Origin of the sequence: Pseudovibrio denitrificans JCM 12308 (assembly GCF_001310815.1) — a bacterium.
Taxonomy (GTDB): domain Bacteria; phylum Pseudomonadota; class Alphaproteobacteria; order Rhizobiales; family Stappiaceae; genus Pseudovibrio; species Pseudovibrio denitrificans.
Genome location: NZ_BAZK01000002.1, coordinates 313,724 through 332,133, shown reverse-complemented (window position 1 = coordinate 332,133; position 18,410 = coordinate 313,724). Strand labels below are relative to the sequence as shown.

General features: G+C 53.2%; 17 protein-coding genes. 12 read left to right on the top strand and 5 right to left on the bottom strand.

Translation table 11 applies throughout. The features are described from left to right. The first annotated feature begins 125 nt into the window (after window positions 1-125). The 6 genes from JCM12308_RS28185 to JCM12308_RS03160 all read left to right on the top strand — a co-directional run bounded on the left by JCM12308_RS28185 (window position 126) and on the right by JCM12308_RS03160 (window position 5,728). On the top strand, window positions 126-824 hold the full coding sequence (locus tag JCM12308_RS28185) for a NapC/NirT family cytochrome c (protein ID WP_164845250.1): 699 nt from the start codon (window positions 126-128) through the stop codon (window positions 822-824). Continuing rightward, window positions 755-1,297, top strand: a complete 543-nt coding sequence (locus JCM12308_RS28180; protein WP_506344895.1) for a hypothetical protein — start codon at window positions 755-757, stop codon at window positions 1,295-1,297. The genes JCM12308_RS28185 and JCM12308_RS28180 overlap by 70 nt, the downstream gene beginning before the upstream one ends. Continuing rightward, on the top strand, window positions 1,260-1,973 hold the full coding sequence (torD, locus tag JCM12308_RS03170; RefSeq protein ID WP_208978216.1) for a molecular chaperone TorD: 714 nt from the start codon (window positions 1,260-1,262) through the stop codon (window positions 1,971-1,973). The genes JCM12308_RS28180 and torD overlap by 38 nt, the downstream gene beginning before the upstream one ends. Before the next feature lie 168 nt (window positions 1,974-2,141). After that, window positions 2,142-4,577: a trimethylamine-N-oxide reductase TorA gene (gene torA, locus JCM12308_RS03165; protein ID WP_054782818.1), complete on the top strand. Its 2,436-nt coding sequence runs from the start codon at window positions 2,142-2,144 to the stop codon at window positions 4,575-4,577. 206 nt (window positions 4,578-4,783) lie between these two features. Continuing rightward, complete coding sequence (locus JCM12308_RS32935) at window positions 4,784-5,338, top strand: energy transducer TonB family protein (protein WP_128647317.1); 555 nt, start codon at window positions 4,784-4,786, stop codon at window positions 5,336-5,338. A gap of 111 nt (window positions 5,339-5,449) precedes the next feature. After that, window positions 5,450-5,728, top strand: coding sequence for a hypothetical protein (locus JCM12308_RS03160; protein WP_008547867.1), 279 nt, complete (start codon window positions 5,450-5,452; stop codon window positions 5,726-5,728). A gap of 101 nt (window positions 5,729-5,829) precedes the next feature. Here JCM12308_RS03160 and JCM12308_RS03155 read toward each other — a convergent pair whose 3' ends face one another. The 5 genes from JCM12308_RS03155 to JCM12308_RS03135 form a co-directional block, all read right to left on the bottom strand. Then, window positions 5,830-7,164, bottom strand: coding sequence for a sodium-dependent transporter (locus JCM12308_RS03155; RefSeq protein WP_054782817.1), 1,335 nt, complete (start codon window positions 7,162-7,164; stop codon window positions 5,830-5,832). Between the two features lie 725 nt (window positions 7,165-7,889). Beyond that, complete coding sequence (locus tag JCM12308_RS03150) at window positions 7,890-9,149, bottom strand: sodium-dependent transporter (protein ID WP_244271826.1); 1,260 nt, start codon at window positions 9,147-9,149, stop codon at window positions 7,890-7,892. A 342-nt stretch (window positions 9,150-9,491) separates the two neighbouring features. After that, window positions 9,492-9,869, bottom strand: coding sequence for a hypothetical protein (locus JCM12308_RS03145; protein WP_014286351.1), 378 nt, complete (start codon window positions 9,867-9,869; stop codon window positions 9,492-9,494). A 147-nt stretch (window positions 9,870-10,016) separates the two neighbouring features. Continuing rightward, window positions 10,017-10,985 (bottom strand): NAD(P)H-dependent flavin oxidoreductase, encoded by a 969-nt coding sequence (locus tag JCM12308_RS03140; protein WP_244271818.1) that lies wholly within the window; start codon window positions 10,983-10,985, stop codon window positions 10,017-10,019. A 67-nt stretch (window positions 10,986-11,052) separates the two neighbouring features. Beyond that, entirely contained in the window at window positions 11,053-11,565 is a 513-nt protein-coding gene (locus JCM12308_RS03135) for a winged helix-turn-helix transcriptional regulator (RefSeq protein ID WP_014286353.1), read from the bottom strand. 372 nt (window positions 11,566-11,937) lie between these two features. Between JCM12308_RS03135 and JCM12308_RS03125 the strand changes: the two genes are divergently transcribed. The 6 genes from JCM12308_RS03125 (at window position 11,938) to JCM12308_RS03105 (ending at window position 18,400) form a co-directional block, all read left to right on the top strand. Next, on the top strand, window positions 11,938-13,065 hold the full coding sequence (locus JCM12308_RS03125; protein WP_128647316.1) for a substrate-binding domain-containing protein: 1,128 nt from the start codon (window positions 11,938-11,940) through the stop codon (window positions 13,063-13,065). Between the two features lie 11 nt (window positions 13,066-13,076). After that, window positions 13,077-13,445, top strand: coding sequence for an extracellular solute-binding protein (locus JCM12308_RS32100; protein ID WP_208978215.1), 369 nt, complete (start codon window positions 13,077-13,079; stop codon window positions 13,443-13,445). A 2-nt stretch (window positions 13,446-13,447) separates the two neighbouring features. Then, entirely contained in the window at window positions 13,448-14,425 is a 978-nt protein-coding gene (locus JCM12308_RS03120; RefSeq protein ID WP_208978214.1) for an ABC transporter substrate-binding protein, read from the top strand. 91 nt (window positions 14,426-14,516) lie between these two features. Continuing rightward, on the top strand, window positions 14,517-15,848 hold the full coding sequence (locus tag JCM12308_RS03115; RefSeq protein WP_054782814.1) for a carbohydrate ABC transporter permease: 1,332 nt from the start codon (window positions 14,517-14,519) through the stop codon (window positions 15,846-15,848). Then, a complete protein-coding gene (locus tag JCM12308_RS03110) occupies window positions 15,845-17,074 on the top strand; it encodes a carbohydrate ABC transporter permease (RefSeq protein ID WP_054782813.1) in 1,230 nt (409 codons plus the stop codon). The genes JCM12308_RS03115 and JCM12308_RS03110 overlap by 4 nt, the downstream gene beginning before the upstream one ends. Window positions 17,075-17,113: 39 nt before the next feature. Next, complete coding sequence (locus JCM12308_RS03105) at window positions 17,114-18,400, top strand: MGH1-like glycoside hydrolase domain-containing protein (protein WP_054782812.1); 1,287 nt, start codon at window positions 17,114-17,116, stop codon at window positions 18,398-18,400. Window positions 18,401-18,410 lie beyond the last annotated feature (10 nt).

The window sequence follows — 18,410 nt, the reverse complement described above, 5'->3', positions numbered from 1 at the left end:
TTTACATCATGTTTACACCATTCTACACCCCGTTCATATTTCCTCCAAACGCTATTTACAACCTTAGTCTAATTCTCTGAGCATTGAACGGACCGACTTGTCCGAGAGTGCAAAAGAGATAAAAGATGAAAATCTGGCGACTCCTGCGGACGAAAACCGCAATATTTCCAATAAGCTTATTACTCATCGGCGCATTTGCGGGTGGCATTGTGTTCTGGGGCGGCTTTCACACCGCAATGGATTACACCAACACGCTGGACTTCTGCGTCTCCTGTCACGAAATGCGCAGCACGGTCTATGAGGAGTACAAGAAGTCTCCGCACTTCTCGAACGCATCCGGCGTTCAGGCGGTCTGTTCAGATTGCCATGTACCCAAGGAAACTTATCCAAAGATCCTCCGCAAGATCAAAGCAGCCAAAGAGGTCTACTCCAAGCTCACCGGTAAGATCGACACCAAGGAGAAGTTTGAAGCACACCGCCTGACCATGGCCAAGAGTGTCTGGGCAGAGATGGAAGCCAACGACTCCCAGCAATGCCGCAACTGCCATAAGCAAGACTCTATGGATTTCGCAAAGCAGCATCCAAAAGCCTCTGAAACCATGCAGAAAGGCTTCAAGGATGGCGAGACCTGCATCTCATGCCACAAAGGCATCGCCCACAAACTGCCGGATATGTCTCAGGCTACAAAGCCATGTACGACGAGTTGCAGGCCCTCTCCGCAAACGAAGGCGCAACCTCCGATCATCTCTACGCCATTACCAGCAAGCCCTTCTTCGTTGAGCAGGCCAAAGCAGAAAGCAACGGCAAGAGCGATGGGCGCCTGATGGGTGGCACGGATGTGACTGTACTTGAGCGCAGTGGTGATCTCCTGAAGGTCCGCATTGCAGGTTGGCAGCAGGATGAAGTTGATCGCGTGATCTACGCTCTCAGAGGACAGCGCATCTTCTCCGCCACAGTCGGCAAAAAGGTCGTCGACAAGATCGAGCGCCTGAAGACGGAAGTCGATCCGGACACCGAACTGACCTGGCATCAGGTTCAGATCGACACCTGGGTTTCCAAGGAGAACCTGATCTCAGAGGGTGATCAGCTCTGGGCATACACCAAGGAAATGTACACCGCAGCCTGCTCCACATGTCATGGCCTGCGTGATCCCGAACATTTCCTCGCCAACCAGTGGATCGGCTCACTCAAAGCTATGAAGCGGTTCATCTCACTGGACAAAGAACAATACCGCATCCTGCAAAAGTACCTGCAGCTCAATGCCAAAGACACAGGTGGGAGTGAAGCTCATGGGTAAGCACGAAACCATCACCTTTTCCAACAGTGACAGATCTCTGGTCTACCGCTGGCTGGCAAGCTTCTTCACCAGCGAAGTGAAAATCGAAACTCTGGAGAGCTACAGCTCTCCGGAAGGCAAAGCCCTGCTTGATGTGTTTGCATTGGCACCAGAGCTCTCCTCTTTCACCAACCAGCTGTCTCAAATGGCGCAGCTTCCAAAAGAAGATTACCAGACACAGGTACTGGATCTGGCAACCGCCTACTCCCGCCTGTTTCTAGGCGCTGGTGGTGCACACTCTGCACCTCCCTACGAGTCTGCCTATTACAACGAAAAAGGCACGCTCTTCCAAAAGCCGACAGCGGATATGAACAAACTCCTGCAGGAACTTGGCATATCCATAGAAAGCTCTTTGAAAGAGCCAGCAGACCACCTGGGTGTACAGCTCAACGTGTTGGCGGAATACATCGACAGGGAAGCTCTGGCAGAAGCCAGTGGCGATCAGGCATCAGCTCATGCACTTCATGAAAATCAGATCTGGTTCCTGTCAAACCATCTGCTCAACTGGGTGCCGTCATTCTGCGAAGGCTGCAAACGCTTTGATCCTTCGGGCTTTTATGAGCAGCTAGCTGCTGCCCTCAACACCTGGCTCAGCATGGATCTGGCGCGTTTGAACGAAGCAGGCACGACCACCTGACTCTCACCATTTACAACCTGTTTACTCGATTTTACATCCCGTTCAATCAACGCGCGAACCACGTTTACACGCTGTGACTACGGTAACACTCAGAGAAAACAGGCTGTTTTCATCGGGCTACTTGCTCAACTCATCGATTTGTTCTGCCAAAATAAAGGGACAGCAGAGATGTCGAAAATCATTGCAAACTATACGTCTCGTCGTAGCTTCCTGAAGGGCGCTTCCACACTGGGCGCTCTGGGTGTACTGGCTCCATCCATCTTCTCACCACGCTTCGCACAAGCAGCAGTCAACGGAGAAGTTCTCTCCGGGTGTCACTGGGGTGCTTTCCGCGCAGTGGTCAAAGATGGTCGCTGGACAGAAGTAAAACCTTGGGAGCAGGATCCGCATCCTAGCCACCAGCTGGCAGGTGTTATGGACTCCGTCTACTCACCATCACGCATCAAGTATCCGATGGTTCGCCGCGCTTACCTTGAAAAAGGCCGTGGTGCAGATGTTGAAGATCGTGGCAGCAACGATTTTGTCCGCGTCAGCTGGGACAAAGCGTTGGATCTGGTGGCTCAGGAACTCAAATACGCCAAGGCAACACATGGCCCACGCAGCGTCTTCACCGGCACATACGGCTGGAAGAGCGCAGGTAAGATCCATAACAGCCGCAGCCTGCTGCGCCGCCTGATCAACCGCGGCCTGCAAATGCCAAACGTCACCCATACAGGCGACTACTCAACCGGCGCCTCTCAGGTGATCATGCCGCACGTCATAGGCACACTGGAAGTCTACGAACAGCAGACTGTCTGGCCTGTTGTTGTCGAGAATACAGAAGTGCTGGTCGTTTGGGGTGCAGACCCAATCAAAACCAACCAGATTGACTGGCTGATCGCAGATCACGACAGCTACACCTATCTTGAAGAGTTCAAGAAGACCGGCAAAAAAGTCATCTGCATCGACCCACTCAAATCCAAAACCGCAGAGTTCATGGATGCAGAATGGGTGCAGGTCAAACCACAGACCGATGTTGCATTGATGCTCGGCATGGCACACACGCTCTTTGTTGAAGAGCTGTATGACGTCGACTTCATGGACGAATACACCGCAGGTTTCGACAAATTCCTCCCATATCTGACTGGTGAGACAGATCAGACACCGAAATCTGCTGAATGGGCCTCAGAAATCTGCGGTGTCCCGGCTGATAAGATCAAAGAACTGGCACGTCTGTTCATGGGCAACCGCACCATGCTCACCAGCGGCTGGTCCCTGCAACGTCAGCACCACGGCGAACAGCCACACTGGATGCTGGTCACGCTGGCTTCCATGCTGGGTCAGATCGGCCTGCCAGGCGGTGGTTTCGGTCTTTCCTATCATTACTCCAACGGCGGCACCCCAACCTCCGATGGCCCTGCCCTTTCCGGCATGAACGACGGCGGTGCGATGGAAGGATCAGTGTCCATTCCAGTGGCTCGTGTTGTTGAGATGCTGGAACGTCCGGGCGAAGAGTATGACTTCAACGGCACCCGCTACACCTTCCCTGACATCAAGATCGCGTACTGGGCTGGCGGCAACCCGTTCCACCACCATCAGGATCGCAACCGCATGATCAAGGCCTGGCAGAAACTGGAAACAGTGATCGTTCAGGACTACCAGTGGACCGCTACAGCACGCTTTGCTGACATCGTTCTTCCGGCAGCTTCTGCTTATGAACGCAATGACATCGAAGCCATGGGCTCTTACTCCAACAAAGCAACTGTAGCTATGAAGAAGATCGTTGATCCTGTCTTCGAAGCCCGCAGTGAGTATGACATCTTCGTTGACTTGGCAGACCGCCTTGGCAACAAGGAAGCCTACACCGATGGTCGTGACGAAATGGACTGGATCCGTCACTACTACGAGCAAGCTCAAAAACAGGCTGCAAGCAAGAACCTGGAAATGCCTGCGTTCGAGAAGTTCTGGGAAGACGGCATCGTCGTCCATCCAGTTTCACAAGCAGCGAAGGAGTACGTCCGCTACGCAGACTTCCGCGAAGATCCTCTTCTAGAACCACTGGGTACACCGACCGGTAAGATCGAGATCTACTCCAAGAACATCGAGAAAATGGGCTACGACGATTGTCCTCCGCACCCAATGTGGATGGAACCACTCGAACGTCTCGATGGTCCGGACGCCAAGTTCCCGATCCACGTTAACACCGGCCATCCGAACGATCGTCTGCATTCACAGCTCAACGGCACAATCCTTCGCGAAGGATACGCTGTTGCAGACCGCGAACCATGCATGGTCAACCCGAAAGATGCAGAAGCTCGCGGTATCAAGTCTGGCGACGTGATCCGCATCTTCAATGACCGTGGCCAGACACTGGCAGGCGCGATCGTCAGCGAAGACATCATGCCAAACGTCATCCGCCTTTACGAAGGTGGCTGGTATGACCCGGTCGAAGGCGGCAAAATCGGTAGCCTCTGCGCATACGGTGACGTCAACACCCTCACCCCAGACCTTGGCACTTCCAAGCTGGCACAGGGCAACTGCGGCCACACTGTCATCGCAGACTTCGAAAAATTCGAAGGCGAACTGCCAGACGTCAAAGTCTTCACGGCTCCAACGAACGGATAAATCAGGTTCCGTCACAACACCGAAAAGGGCTGCCCCGCGCAGCCCTTTTTTGCTGCCGAAATTCGCGCAGCATTGTCTCAGCAAGAAACGTTCGCTAAGAATGGCCAGAGAGTTCGGCTGCTGACATTATCAGCCCATCTTCTGTGTTCTGAAGACCAGCCACTATTGCCTCCCGCTAAACTCTGCAATCAAAGCCGCATAATTGAGTGGAGGATACCTTGATATTTTGTTCATCTTATTTGGTCAGCAGAACCATTATTCTTTTTATAACAACCACTTTTCGATACTCTAAGACCTTACGACTTTACAGAATTCCAGTAGTCTATTGCTTAATCTCGATTAGTTTGGCTCTTGCATTATCAAGCCTATCCCCGAGCTATGCCGCTTCAACTGAAAATGAGATCGTAAAAGCAGAGCTATCAAAGAAGAAGTTACGCTCAATTACAAAAAAATATAAAAGCCAAGTACATCAGCTGCTTATTCCTCCCATGCAGCAAGCCCTACCTAAGAGCTTAATTCGAGCTAAAGTACAAGGCCGCGTACTTTTGGGTTTTTCCATCAATAGGAGCGGCCAAATCACTGAGACTAGAATCCTCAAATCTAGCGGTAATCCAATGTTGGATAGAGCTACACTCAGTGCACTTAAAGCAGCATCTCCACTCCCACCAATTCCGAAAGAATTGCCATCAAGCAGCATAAAGTTGAAACTGCCAGTGCGGTTCAAATTTAAGCTACGGGAACCTCATCTCAAAAAGAATTAAGTCAAGACTTAAGCCCGACTATCAGCTTTCAATAACTGTCATCCCACCGCATCAAAACCAGCTATAGCCAGTATGGTAGAACAGAAGCTGCAATAGTTCTGCGGGGAAGCGATGACAGAAAAACAGCAAAACACATCAGCCCATACTCAGGAAAAGATGGCCCGTCGCTATGATGACGGTCGGGAGCATAAGCACAACAAGGATCATCTAGAGTACGAGCGCGGTCGCAAGAGCCATCCGGCCACTCAGCATGGCGGCGATCCGGAAGGCCACAAACACCCGCATAAAAACCGCGCCGGAAAAGGCCATTCAGATAACGGCCACCACCGCACCAAGATGCATGACCACAAAGAACACACCAGAGAGCACCACAAGAAAGACATCCACTGATCTGGCACTCTGCAAGTGTCCACCATGTGTTCGCCTAGCCTCACAAAAACACCCCGGCCATTTCTGACCGGGGTGTTTTTAATTTCTAATGTGGGATGCGATTAGCTGCCGAGCAGACCGCTCAACATCACCCAGACAACCGCCAGCGGAGCAACGATCCGCATGATCCAGGTGAACGCTGCCATCCACTTGAAGTTCAAAGAACCATCATTGCTCAGCTCTTTGCCCATCTTCTCAAGCACAATCCAACCTGCAAACAGGGAAGTCAGAATACCACCGATTGGCAGAGTGTAGTTGTCGACCGCATAAACCATCAGATCAAAGAAGTTCATGCCGAACAGCTTGTACTCACCCCATACACCCAATGCGAGGGAACAAGGCACGCCGATCAGGAAGATCAGAATACCAACCACGATCGCAGACCACTTACGCTCAATGCCGTACTCTTCAGCAAAGTAAGCGACCGGAATAGCCAGCAGAGAGATAGAAGAGGTCAGCGCTGCAATCAACAGCATAGCGAAGAAGATGATCTGGAACACGTAGCCACCAATCATCTCACCAAACACGGCTGGCAGAGTGATGAAGGTCAGGCCTGGACCTGCACCTGGATCCATGCCGAAGGCAAACACAGCTGGTAGAACCAGCAGGCCACCCAGCACGCCAACAAGCGCCGCAAGGAACACCACCCAGCAGGATGCATTCGGAATATCCGCGTCTTTGTCCAAGTAAGAACCATAGGTGATCATTGCGCCCATACCCAGCGACAAGCTGAAGAACGCCTGACCAAGAGCTGCGCGAAGCATCTCACCATTCACCTGAGACCAGTCTGGTACGAGGAAGAACTCAATACCTTCCCATGCACCCGGCAAGGTCACACTGCGAACCACCAGAACCATCAGGAGAATGAACAGCAGAGGCATCAGAACCTTAACGGAGCGCTCAATACCCTGCGCCACACCTGCAATCACGATACCCATGGTCAGAACCATGAACACACCGTGATAGAAGATCGGTTCCCAAACCGCAGAAACCAGCCCGCCAAACTGCGCTTCCAGTAGCTCTGGCTGAGCAGATTCAATGGTGCCTGCAACACTCTTCACCAGATACGCAATCGTCCAGCCGCCAACGACGGAGTAGAACGACAGGATCATGAAACCCGTGACCACCCCGATCACACCTGTGGTGGACCAGAGGTTGCCACCCAGCGCACGGAACGCACCCACAGGGTTCTTCTTCGCTGAACGACCAATAGCGATTTCCGCCATGATCAGCGCAGCACCGATGGTCGCCATGATGATCAGATAAACCGCCAGAAAAGCGCCGCCGCCCTGGGTACCTGCCAGATATGGAAATTTCCAGATATTACCGAGACCGACTGCAGACCCTGCAGCAGCCATAATGAAGCCGAAGCGGCTTCCCCATTGCTCACGTTTCATTCTTATTGTTGCCAATCAACATGTGATGGTTTGTTTCAATCAAGCGCAAAAGCTTGAAATGAATTCGTTGTTCCAGCTCTTTTGATGAAATTTTTAGCCTTGTTGACCTGACAGATTGTCGCAGGCAAAACTACGTACCGAAAAAATAAGCGTTTTTTACGAGTGCAATTACTGGGTGAGATCAAAAACTGGCCACATGAACTCATATTTTCCTATTAATAAGCATATTACGCTCAAGGTAGGCATATTATTAGCACACTCATTCAATTATTGAATTAACCACGATATATGAGCGCAATTTCCTGTCCTCATATGCGGCCCACAGGTTTTTTCGTCGCATGCCCTGCTGCTGCGCTCCAAAACCACAATTCAGACACAAAAAGCACCGCCAAAACGGTGCTTCTTTTTCTCGTTGGGACGATCATCAGGCCTTATGCTTGAGGCCAGCGTCCCCTTACACTGCGATATCTGGCCTGCTTTTCCTCGTCCAGACACACCATCTCACGCGGCAATCTGGCATTCATGGAATGCACCCAGTAGCGCTTTAGCTGCCTCAACATAACCCAGTTCCTTATCAAGACCATCTCGGGTGAAGGGACCATGCCCAACAAGCACATCTTCCTCCCTCATCCGGCCCAGATTAAGTCAAACTACGCATGACCTCAGAACAGCATTAAAAAAGGCCACCAAAACTGGCGGCCTTTTCATTGCTTTTGAGCGAAGCTTTATACGCCGAAGATGGAATGAGCCATCACGTAGATGATTGCGATTGGCGCAAACACACGGCACATCCACTTCCATGCGATCAGATAGGCAAATGGACGCTCGCCTTCATTGGTCACTTCCGCAGCAAACTTGTCATAGCTCACCCAACCAGCAACCAGACAGGTCGCAATCGCGCCCAGTGGCAGGAAGTAGTTGTCAGTGAGATAGCCAAGGAAGTCGAAGAAGTTCAGCTCGAAGAACGTGACATCGCCCCAGACGCCCAGCGCCAGAGAGCTTGGAACGCCAAACAGGAAGATCACGATACCAACCCAGATGGTCGCCGCCTTACGGCCCACGTTGAACTCCTCGCAGATGAAAGCAACCACAACCTGCAGCAAGGAAATTGCTGAGGTGATCGCAGCCACAAACAGCAGCAGGAAGAAGCAAAGCTGAATGAAGGTACCAAATGGCAGTTCAGCAAAGATCGCTGGCAAGGTGATAAAGGTCAGGCCTGGGCCTGCAGCCGGATCCATGTTGAACGCAAACACAGCTGGCAGAATAAGGAAGCCAGCCAGGATCGCGACCAAGAGATCGAGACCAACAACCCAAACAGCTGCGTTTGGAATGCTCTCTTTGTTACCCAGATAAGAACCATAGGTGATCAAGGCACCCATACCCAGTGACAGCGTAAAGAACGCCTGTCCCAGAGCCGCAGCAACCATGTCCGGGTTCAGATGAGACCAGTCAGGAACGAGGAAGTACTCAACACCTGCCCAGGCCCCTTCAAGAGTCAGAGAACGAACCACCAGCAGTGCCAGCAGAATGAACAAAAGCGGCATCATGATCTTAGATGCCTTCTCGATGCCACCGGAAATACCGTTGATCACGATCAGCACACCAATTGCCATGAAGGCACCGTGATAAATGATTGGCTCAACTGCATCTGTCACCAATGCACCGAAGTGTCCCTCAAACTCCGCACCGGAATAACCAGCAAAGCCACCGGTTAACGTCTTAACCACGTAAGCGATGGTCCAGCCGCCGACAACGGAATAGAATGAGAGAATAAGAAACGCGGTCAAAACCGCCATGAGACCAAAAATCGACCAGCCTGCGCCGCCGACACGCTTGAAAGCGCTGAATGGGTTGGCTTGAGCCTGACGGCCCAGCGCAATCTCCGCGATCATCACACACAAACCAATCGCGATCAAAAACGCAATGTAGACCACGAGGAATGCCCCGCCGCCTTCTGCGCCAACCAAATACGGAAATTTCCAGATATTACCTAATCCAACCGCTGAACCTGCAGCAGCCAGAATGAAGCCGATACGACTTCCCCCAATGCTCTCGTTGCATGTGACCTAAGCCATTCTTTTTTGATTTTGCTTAAGTGTATTTTGAAATCAACTTTCACAAGTTGCCCGATTCTAGCAATATATCGCCAGAGATACACCCCATTTATGCAACAGAGTTTCTCATATATGACTATTGGGTGTCACGATGCCCATAAAAAAGTAATACTGATTACTACGCGGCATATGGTGAGATTAACTCAACAAGATAAGTAGTATTGATTACTTTAGCTCTACAGCAACCAATACTACCACTGATATATCTTATACTCAATTACACTGAGAACAAGAGTTCGGCCAAAGAGTCGTGTTACAAAGGGACTGAATATTGCTGACAATCGCATCAGCACCAGCTGCCTTTGCGCTCTGACAGGCACCATTTGCGTTGTTAACAGACAGCTTGCCATTGGCCACCACGGAGAGCGGGAAGCTCATATTGGTACGCTGATAAACCAGCGTGTTTTGACCACACTTGATCATTGGCATTGGGCCACCCGCACTGCTTCCATCCGCATAAAGCGCTGTACCGCGGTTACAATACTGGGTCATGGGAGGAGTGACTTGTGTGTCGCTGCCCTGAGCATAGCTTTCAGAGGCGACCATAAAAGTACCGGCCAGCAGAAGGCCGAGACACCAAAAAATACGCATTTTTCTTCCTTCTCGTTGGTCCCACCTCCTACGAAATCATGGCAGGACAATCATAAGGACGAAGCATGCGCACTTTTGTGAAGAAAAAGGCCACCGGGCACGAAACCCGGCAGCCTCCTATTCAAACCAGCATTATCGGCGCTTTGGTTACTCAGCCGCTTCCATGGCAGGCATCTTCGCAGCAACTGCTTTCTGCGCGGCGGCATACTCTTCAGAAAGACGGGCAACCAGATCACCAGCAGTGCCGATGGTCTTCACCGCACCGATACCCTGACCGCAACCCCAGATCTCTTTCCAGCTCTTCGGCTTACCGGACCCACTATTAAAGTTCATGGTCTTTAGATCGCCTTCAGGCAGATTGTTCGGGTCCATACCGGCATTCTCGATGGAAGGCTTCAGATAGTTGCCGTGAACGCCCGTAAACAGGTTGGAGTAGACAATGTCCTCTGCCCCACTCTCAACGATCATCTGCTTATAGCCCTGCTCCGCATTCGCTTCCTCAGTCGCAATAAATGCAGAACCTATGTAAGCCAGATCAGCCCCCATCACCTGAGAAGCAAGGATGGACTGGCCGGTGCTGATGCTACCAGACAGCAGCAAAGGACCATCAAACCACTCACGGATTTCCTGAATAAGCGCAAACGGAGAGGTCGTCCCTGCATGACCACCTGCACCTGCAGCAACAGCGATCAGGCCATCAGCCCCCTTCTCAATCGCTTTATGCGCATGTGTGTTGGTGATGATGTCATGCAGCACGATGCCACCATAAGAGTGGACCGCATCAAACACCTCTGGCCGTGCGCCAAGAGAGGTGATCACGATCGGCACCTTGTACTTTACGCAAAGCTCCACATCATGTTCCAGACGATCGTTGGAGCGATGCACAATCTGGTTCACTGCAAATGGCGCAGACGGCTTATCCGGATTGGCGGCATCATAGGCTGCCAGCTCTTCCGTAATCTGGATCAGCCACTCTTCCAGCTTTTCCTTTGGGCGCGCATTAAGAGCAGGGAAAGATCCAACGATCCCCGCCTTACACTGTGCAATCACAAGGTCAGGATTGCTGATGATGAACAATGGGCTGCCAACAACTGGCAGGCGAAGTTTACTCTTCAAAATATCTGGCAAAGCATTTCAAACACACTCCCTTACAAATCCGACAATCTGCCCGCCTCTAGAAGGCTCAGGCAGCATCCCCTCTCCGACGTTTCAACCGCTCCTGAATGTCCTGCATCATCTCGCCGCTCCGGTCATCAACCAGAGCCTGAACATCCCGGGCACCTAATTCTCTGTAATCCTGCGAGAGCACGCGCACCTCACGCACCGGCTCTCCGCTCTGCCTGTCCAGCAGCTCCAGCCGTGGTCCATCTTCACGGGCCTCCCAGCGTTCACTCCACTGATGCAGCGCAATCATGACCGGATAGAAATCCATTCCCTTCTCGGTCAGCAGATAAACCGTGCCGCGCTTGTCATGCTGGTCTTGCTCCTTGCGCAACATCCCGGCCTGAACAAGCCGCCTCAACCGGTCTGTCAGCACGCTGGTCGAGATCTGCAAGTGCCCCTGAAAGTCATCAAAGCGCTTAATGCCCTGAAACTGACATCGCAGAATAAGCAGGATCCAGGGATCCCCCATCTGCTCGATGGCCTGGGCAACTGCGCAGTCAACACCTGCAAAGCTTCGTCGCGCTCCACTCATTCCCGGCTCCGGCACCTTTTAGAATTTAACTTCGTTTAAAGAAGCTATTTCCAGTTGACCTAATGGGCAACCTAGCCCTTTGGCCTAGTCGCAATTGAAGGCTCTGAGTCCTTTTGCAAGACCGGTTTCTGAGCCTCACCCCCCCCTTCTCGCCACCTCAGAGCCATCGAAACCAAGTTGTCCCCAGCCCTTGCAGAACTTTTTTCAAGCTTAGTTTCGCTCACCGAAACCACCCGAAACCCTCTTTCGGAAAAACCTTGTGTTTCGGTTTCCAAAACCGATTTCGGAGTCTTCAAAACCGATTTTGTTGACTTCCAAAATCGGTTTTGTAAGCATCATTGATGAAATCAGATCATGCATGGGAGCGATCTGGTGACAAAGTATTTGGGTGGGAATTCTGTGAGCATCACTGACCAGAATGTGCAGCAGAGAAAATCTGTGACCATTGGAGACGTGGCACGCCATGTGGGCGTAGCAAAGGGCACCGTGTCCCGCGTCTTGAACAACTACACGGACATTTCCAAAAACACACGTGAGCGCGTGCTCAAAGCTGTCGAAGAGCTGGGCTACCGCCCCTCCTCTACAGCACGCAATCTCAAACGTGGCCGTGTCGATACATTCGGCATCGTCTTGCCACTCATGCCCGGCAAAGGCGCAGATCCGTTTCTTGCCGAGTTTCTGGATGGCATGACACGGGCGCTCAATGCAGTCGACAAAGATCTGTTGGTCACAACAGCAAGTTCCATGGATGATGCAGTGCTGGCAATCCGCCGCCTCATCTCCTCACAAAAGGTCGATGGCTTCGTTCTCACCAGAACAGCAACCAATGATCCGCGCGTCGATTATCTGCTGGATCGCGGCTTCCCGTTTGTCAGCCATGGTCGCACAGCCCGCGAGAGTGAACATCCCTGGTTCGACATCGACAACCACGCTGCCTTCTACGCTGCTGCGCAAAAAGTCATCGCACAGGGCCACCGCCGCATCTCACTGGTGATGTCCAACCCGCAGATGAACTTCAGCCGCCTGCGTATCGAAGGCTTCCAGCAAGGCCTGGAAGATGCTGGCCTAGCTTTTGAAGATCAGCTGATCGCCGAGGCAACTCTGGACGAACCGGGCGGCGAGCAGGCAGCCCTTCAGCTGCTCCGTCAGAACCGCCCGCCGACAGCTATCATCTGCATGACAGACGCTATCGCCATCGGCGTTACCAAAATCATCCGCCGTCATGGCCTGACCGTTGGCGAAGACATCACCGTCATCGGCTACGACGGCCTGCCTGTTTGTGAGCACTTCGATCCGCCGCTCACCAGCTTTGCCCAAGAGCCGGTTCTCGCAGGCAGTACGCTGGCAGAACTTCTCACAAAAGCAATCAGCGGTCAGCCAGCACGCGAGCTGCAGATACTGGCTGAAGCAAAACTCATTCAGCGTGGCTCTGATGGTCCGCCGCGCAAAACACCTGAGGAGCTGAAAGCTCACCTCAGCACATACTTCGCAACCGCATAATGGAGGAAATTATGTTCGGGAGGAACATTTTAAGGACAACAGCCCTCGTCGGCACGCTTGCATTTGCAATGAGCGCTGCACAGGCTGAAGCACTGCGCTTCTGGACCACAGAAGAACAGCCTGCACGTCTCGCCAAGCAGGAGGCAATGGCGAAGGCGTTTACCGAGAAAACTGGCATTGAAGTCAACGTTATTCCGGTAACAGAAAAAGACATGGGTACCCGTGCAACTGCAGCATATGCAGCAGGCGATCTGCCAGACGTCATCTATCATCCGCTGATCCACGTTCTGCCATGGGCAGAAGCTGGCATCATCGACACAGATGCAGCAACCGAAGTCATCGAAGACTGGAAGAAGGCACCTTCGCATCCGGCGCTCTGAACATGGCAGCCCTGCCAGATGGCTACGCAGCTGTTCCGGTTGATGGCTGGACCCAGATGATCGTCTACCGCAAGGATCTGTTTGACGCTGCCGGTCTGGAAGCACCAAACACCTACGCATCCATCCTTGCTGCCATCGAAAAGCTGCACAATCCGCCTGAGCAGTTCGGCTTTGTGGCTGCAACAAAGATCGACGAAAGCTTCATGAGCCAGCTTCTGGAACATGTGCTTCTGGCAAACGGCGCAACTCCGGTCGACAAAAACGGCTTCAAAGGCTTTGACGAGAAGAAACTTGCGGAAGCACTGACCTTCTATAAGGCATTGGCAAAGGCATCTCCTCCAGGCGACCTTTACTGGAAACAGTCACGCGAACTCTACTTCGCTGGCAAAGCAGCTATGATCATCTGGTCACCGTTCATTCTGGACGAGCTGGCTGGTCTGCGTGACAGCGCACCGCCAACCATCAACGACGACCCGACCTCCAAGGAACTGGCAGGTAAAACCGGCGTTGTAACCACTCTGTCCGGTCCATCCAACAAGGCCGGCGCAGCATGGGGCGACATCCGCTACTTCTCCATCACCAACGATGCTGACACAGAAGCTGCACAGCAGTTCGTGGAATACTCCATGAACGAAGGCTACATGGCGACCCTGTCCATCGCACCGGAAGGCAAGTTCCCTGTCCGCCGCGGCAATGCGGAAGACAAAGAAGCCTTCATCAAAGGCTGGGCAACCCTGCCAGTTGGTGTGGACCGCAAAGCACCGCTCACAGAGCTTTATCCAGCAGAAACAATCTCCCAGATTGTTGAAGGTTTGGACACGGCTAGCCGTTGGGGGGTGAAGGAAGGCCAGCTCAGTCTTGCATCCAAGATCCTGAACTCCATGGCAATCAACCGTTACACTCGCGAGTTCATTGATGACGAACTCACCGCGGAAGAAGCGGTCGCCCGGATCAATCAGGAACTTGCCAAGATCAAGTAAGGCCTGACGCCGCCGTGATCCCAGCCCGCAGGCCTCTGGTCTGCGGGCCCTTAAACCACCAAAACCACAGTGATATCAGGAGCACAGCGCAATGAGCGCCATAGCCGATCAGGCCGGAAAAACTGTTAGCACGGCAGGTGAAAGCGTAAGCCAGCCGCCCAAAGGCGCAGGCCCCATGCAAAAGCGGGAGGCCCGCCTCGCCTACACCATGCTGGCGCCCACGTTTCTGATCATCCTCGCAATTGTTCTTGGACCGTTGGTCGCCAACTTCTGGATCAGCTTCAAACCCGTGGAGCTGGGCGACTTGCGTGCCCCCAAAGTCCTTATCAACGAGCGCGTGAAAGGCAAACCCCAACTAGCAGGCGATCCGGCAACGCTGGAGTATCGTGTCCGCAATTCCTCCCAGAAAAACTCCATCGCAGACGCTGGTTTTACCGATATTCTCCCTCCCGGTTTCACTGCGCAAAAACTGCCGGATGCCTGCTCTCTGACTGGGACCAACCTGACCTGCAACATCGGCACGCTTGAAGGAAAAGCCCGCGAGAAACTTGTCATCGCAGGCACCGTTTCCAACGAATACCTTGCGCTGAAGAAGCCGGAGAAAGCCAGCAAGCCTGCAGTATTCGGCAAGGCTGACAGCGTGCTCACCAACAGCACCTTCACGCTGGACAACTTCCGCCGCGTGTTTGACAGCGATGAGTTCTGGAGCGTTCTGCGCGTCACGTTCTACTACACTATCTTCGGCACAGTGGGTGCACTCGTCCTTGGCCTGTTTGCAGCGCAGCTCCTCAACACATCCTTCAAGGGCAGAGGCATCCTGCGCGGGCTCTTCTTGTTCCCTTATGTGTCTCCGGTCATTGCCGTCGCCTTCACCTGGGTCGTGCTGCTGGATCCATTCTCCGGAACCTTGAACGCCCTGCTCACCAAGATGGGCGTCTTCGCAGAGCCGGTGAACTTCTTCGGCCAGCGCGCAGTCGACCTGCACCTGTTCGGAACCTCCTTCGAGTTCCCACTGGCGCTCTCAACAGTCATCGCCTTTGAAGCATGGCGGTATTTCCCGCTGTCCTTCCTGTTCATTCTGGCGCGCATGCAGTCCGTTTCAACGGACATTTATGAGGCCGCTGAAATGGACGGCGCGACCCCACTGCAGCAGTTCTGGTACATTTCCCTGCCACAGCTCATGGGCATCCTGTCAGTCCTCTTCCTGCTGCGCTTCATATGGACCTTCAACAAGTTCGACGACATCTTCCTGCTCACCGGCGGTAACGCCGGAACCCGCACCCTGACCGTGGATGTGTATGAGCAAGGCTTTGCCCTCTCCAATCTGGGCGCCGGTGCAGCTGTTGCCGTGGTCGTCTTTGTTGTTCTTGTCACCTTCGCCACCTTGTTCATCCGCTTCTCAACCAAGGAGGAAGGACTATGAGATTGCTGAACAGCTACGTTCTTTCTGCTGTAAGCGGAGCCGTCTGGGGCTTCCTCACCATGATCGTGATTGGTGTCACCCTGACACTCATCACCGGCGAGTTGGCTATCCCGCAAGTGGGTGCCGCCGCCCTCGCCGCTGCGCTAGGCGCGCTCTTCACCCATCTGTGGGAAGGTAAGACCGCCAGCATCGGACAGAAATACGCACCAGCTGCCATCATCCTTCTGACCCTGCTGGCAGCAACCTTCGGCGCACCTTTTGCTCTGCCGCTCTCGGTCGAGCCACTCTGGCAGCTCATCGCACTGGTGTCCTTTGTAGCCGTCACCTTCTGGGCAAACCGTCAGACTCTGGATGGCACCCCAAAAGGCAGCCTCACCCGTTATGAGAAGGAAGTCATTTTCCTGCGCGTGGCCAAAGGCTTTGGCTTTGTCGTCTTCACCGTCATGGTTGCCCTGCCGTTCTACGTCATGGTCATGACCAGCCTGAAGAGTCAGCAGCAACTACTCGGCAATCCGCTGGATCTGTCCATCGACCTGTCCGGTGGACTCTCTGGAATGTTCCGCTCTTACATTGAGCTGTTCACCCAGTTTAACTTCGGCACCTATCTAACAGTTTCTGCTATCGTTTCAGTGGCAACCGTCATCTTGACCCTGTTGTTCTCAGTTCCGGGCGCCTATGCAGTCTCCCGCCTGAACTTCCCGGGTCGCTCCTGGATGTCCCGCTCTGTGCTGCTCATCTACATGGTGCCAGCCATTGTTCTGGTCATTCCGCTCTATGCTGTCTTCTCTCAGCTGGGTCTGCGCAACTCACTGACGGGCCTGCTCATTGTCTATCCGGCAACCACCATTCCAGTCGCCCTGTATATGCTGCAGGGCTACTTCAAAGGTTTGCCTGCAGAGCTGGAAGAAGCGGGCCTCATGGATGGTCTCAGCCGTCTGGGCGTGATCTTAAAGATCACCCTGCCACTGTCCCTGCCAGCGCTGGCTTCCGTCTCTCTTTACGTCTTCATGATCGCGTGGAACGAGTTCCTCTTTGCCTTCATGTTCCTGGATGATCCGGACATCTTCACCCTTTCCCGCGGTGTTGTGTCCCTCAACTCTTCAGAAGTCCCACGTCAACATCTGATGGCCGGTGCGGTCATCGCAACAGTCCCTGTACTTTGCATCTTCCTGTGGTTCGAACGGTTCCTCGTTCAAGGCCTCACAGCAGGTAGCGTCAAAGGCTAAGTGGCACTGTCAAAAAGAAAAAACATCGGAGTATCTAACATGTCCGCACAACTCGATAATCAGGCCATTTCCATCCTTAAGGAAAATGATCTGGGCGGCTATACCATCCCGACCAAAGGTCTCTACCCTTACCAGTGGAACTGGGACAGTGCATTCGTCGCCCTCGGCTTTGCAACGTTCAACATGAACCGCGCATGGGAAGAGATTGAACTTCTCTTCGAAGGCCAGTGGGATGACGGCATGGTGCCGCACATCATCTTCCGCAAGGATGACCCAAGCTACTTCCCCGGCCCATCCGTCTGGGGCACCACAAACCCGAAGATCCCGACTTCCGGCCATTCCCAGCCACCAGTGGCAGCAACCGTCGTTCGCCGCTTGTTTGAGCAGGACACCTCCGCAGCTGGTAAAGAGAAAATCAAATCCCTCTTCCCAAAACTGCTGGCATGGCACCGCTGGTACCACACCTATCGTGATCCAGAAGGCCACGGCGTCATCGCCATCATGCACCCATGGGAATCTGGTCGTGACAACCTGCCGGACTGGGACAACGCAGCAAGCCACGTCGATATCTCTGATATTGGTGAGTACACTCGCAAAGACACATCCCACGTCAACCCGGAGATGCGTCCAAAGAAGATCGACTACGACCGCTATCTGGCAATCGTGAAGTTTGGTCGTGATAACAACTGGGATCCAAAGATCGTCGCAGAGCAATGTCCGTTTTTCGTCGCTGACCCAGGCAACACTTTCATCCTGCTGCGCGCAGACCGCGACCTGCTGGCTATGGCCGAAGCGCTGGGCGAGACCGAAGCAGCTGAAGAGCTGAAAGGTTGGATCGCCCTCACAGAAAAAGGCATCGCCAAACTCTGGAACGAAGAAAAGCAGGCTTTCGTCACGTACGATCTGCGCAATGATGTACTGGGCGATGGCATTTCCAGCGCGTCTTTCCTTGCTCCATATGCAGGCATTCGCGAAGAGAAGTACATCAACCCAACACGCGAGCATTTCGATCGGATCGCGGCAAAGGTCAACTACACCATGCCAAGCTATGACCCGGATCACCCGCTGTTTGAAAGCATGCGCTACTGGCGTGGTCCTGTCTGGGGCATCATCAATTACCTGATCGCAACCGGCTTTGCAGAACTGGGCGACACCGCCCGCGCGGAGCGCCTGCGCACCGACACAGTTGCGCTGATCGAAAAGAGCGATTTTGCAGAATACTTTGATCCAATCACCGGCGAAGGCGCTGGCGGCAACTCCTTCTCCTGGACATCCGCCATCTGGCTCACATGGGCCACACCAAGCCTGACCGCTAAAGCAGCCTGAGGAGGAACGG